At 67.9% G+C, this 1,378-nt stretch carries 1 protein-coding gene; it reads right to left on the bottom strand.

What is annotated here, in order from left to right:
• Positions 1 to 40: 40 nt before the first annotated feature.
• The gene (locus ABZ801_RS41570) at positions 41 to 1,330 is read right to left on the bottom strand and encodes an IS256 family transposase (protein WP_360709475.1); all 1,290 of its coding nucleotides are present in this window, start codon (positions 1,328 to 1,330) and stop codon (positions 41 to 43) included.
• Between the last annotated feature and the right edge of the window lie 48 nt (positions 1,331 to 1,378).

Genomic DNA, 1,378 nt, shown 5'->3' on the forward strand with positions numbered 1-1,378 from the left:
GGGTCTGTCCAGTTAACGGTGTAACTGGATCTTGTTCGGGTTAGTTTCGGGCTGCGGCCAAGCGGCCTTCGAAGGCGATGTCGAAGGCGTTCAGGGCGGGCTTCCAGCGCTTCATCCAGCGTCGGCGGCCGGTGCCGGTGGGGTCCAGGCTCATGATGGCCAGGTAGACGCACTTGAGAGCGGCCTGCTCGTTGGGGAAGTGCCCGCGGGCCTTGACCGCGCGGCGGATGCGGGCGTTGACCGACTCGATCGCGTTGGTGGAGCACACCACGGTGCGGATCTCGGGGTCGAACTGCAGGAACGGCACGAACTCGGCCCAGGCGTTCTCCCACAACCTGATGATCGCCGGGTACTTGCTCCCCCAGGTCTCGGCGAACTCCAACCACCGTTCGGTCGCCGCCGACTCGGTCGGCGCGGTGTAGACCGGCTTGAGCGCCCTGGCGATGGCGTCCCAGTCCTGCCGCCCCGCATAGCGGAAGGAGTTGCGCAGCAGGTGGACGATGCAGGTCTGCACCAGCGCCTGAGGCCACACGTGCGCGACCGCGTCCGGCAGGCCGCTCAGCCCGTCGCAGACCACCATGCACGCGTCGGCGACACCACGGTTGCGCAGCTCGGTGAGGACCTGCAGCCAGTACTTGGCGCCCTCCCCGCCGCCGTCGCCGGCCCACAGCCCCAGGATGTCGCGGGTGCCGTCGACGGTGACGGCCAGCGCCACGTAGATCGGGCGGTTGGCGACCTGCCCGTCGCGGATCTTGACCTGGATGGCGTCCAGGAAGATCACCGGGTAGACCGGGTCCAGCGGCCGGTTCTGCCACTCGGTCATGCCCTCGATGACCTTGTCGGTGATGGTGGAGATGGTCTGCTTGGACACACTGGCGCCATAGACCTCGGCCAGGTGGGCGGAGATCTCCCCGTGGGTGAGGCCCTTGGCGCTCAGGGACAGCACCATCTCGTCCACCCCCGACAGGCGGCGCTGCCGCTTGCGGACGATCTTCGGTTCGAACGTGCCCTCCCGATCGCGTGGGACGTCGATCTCGACCGGGCCGACCTCGGTGGTGACGGTCTTGGTCCGGCGGCCGTTCCGGGAGTTGGTGGCGCCGCTCGTGGCCCGCTCGTGCTTGTCGTAGCCGAGATGGTCGGTGATCTCGCCCTCGAGCGCGGACTCCAGCACCCGCTTGGTCAGCTGCTGCAGCAGCCCGCCCTCCCCGGTCAGATCCAGGCCCTGCTCGCGGGCCTGGGCCACCAGCTGACCGATCAGGTCCTGGTCGACCCCGGCCGGCTTGTCGGACTTGGCCACTGCGGCGTCCGCCTTCGCTTCAGTTGTCGTCATCAGGTGTCACTCCTTGATCAGGAGTTACACCGAAAACCGTACAGTCCC

It is taken from the genome of Actinomadura sp. NPDC047616 (assembly GCF_040642915.1).
GTDB classification, from domain to species: Bacteria; Actinomycetota; Actinomycetes; order Streptosporangiales; family Streptosporangiaceae; genus Spirillospora; species Spirillospora miaoliensis.

What these genes read in the sequence shown, in the direction of transcription:
- ABZ801_RS41570 (WP_360709475.1), bottom strand. Translation starts at nt 1,330, where the DNA reads ATGACGACAACTGAAGCGAAGGCGGACGCCGCAGTGGCCAAGTCCGAC.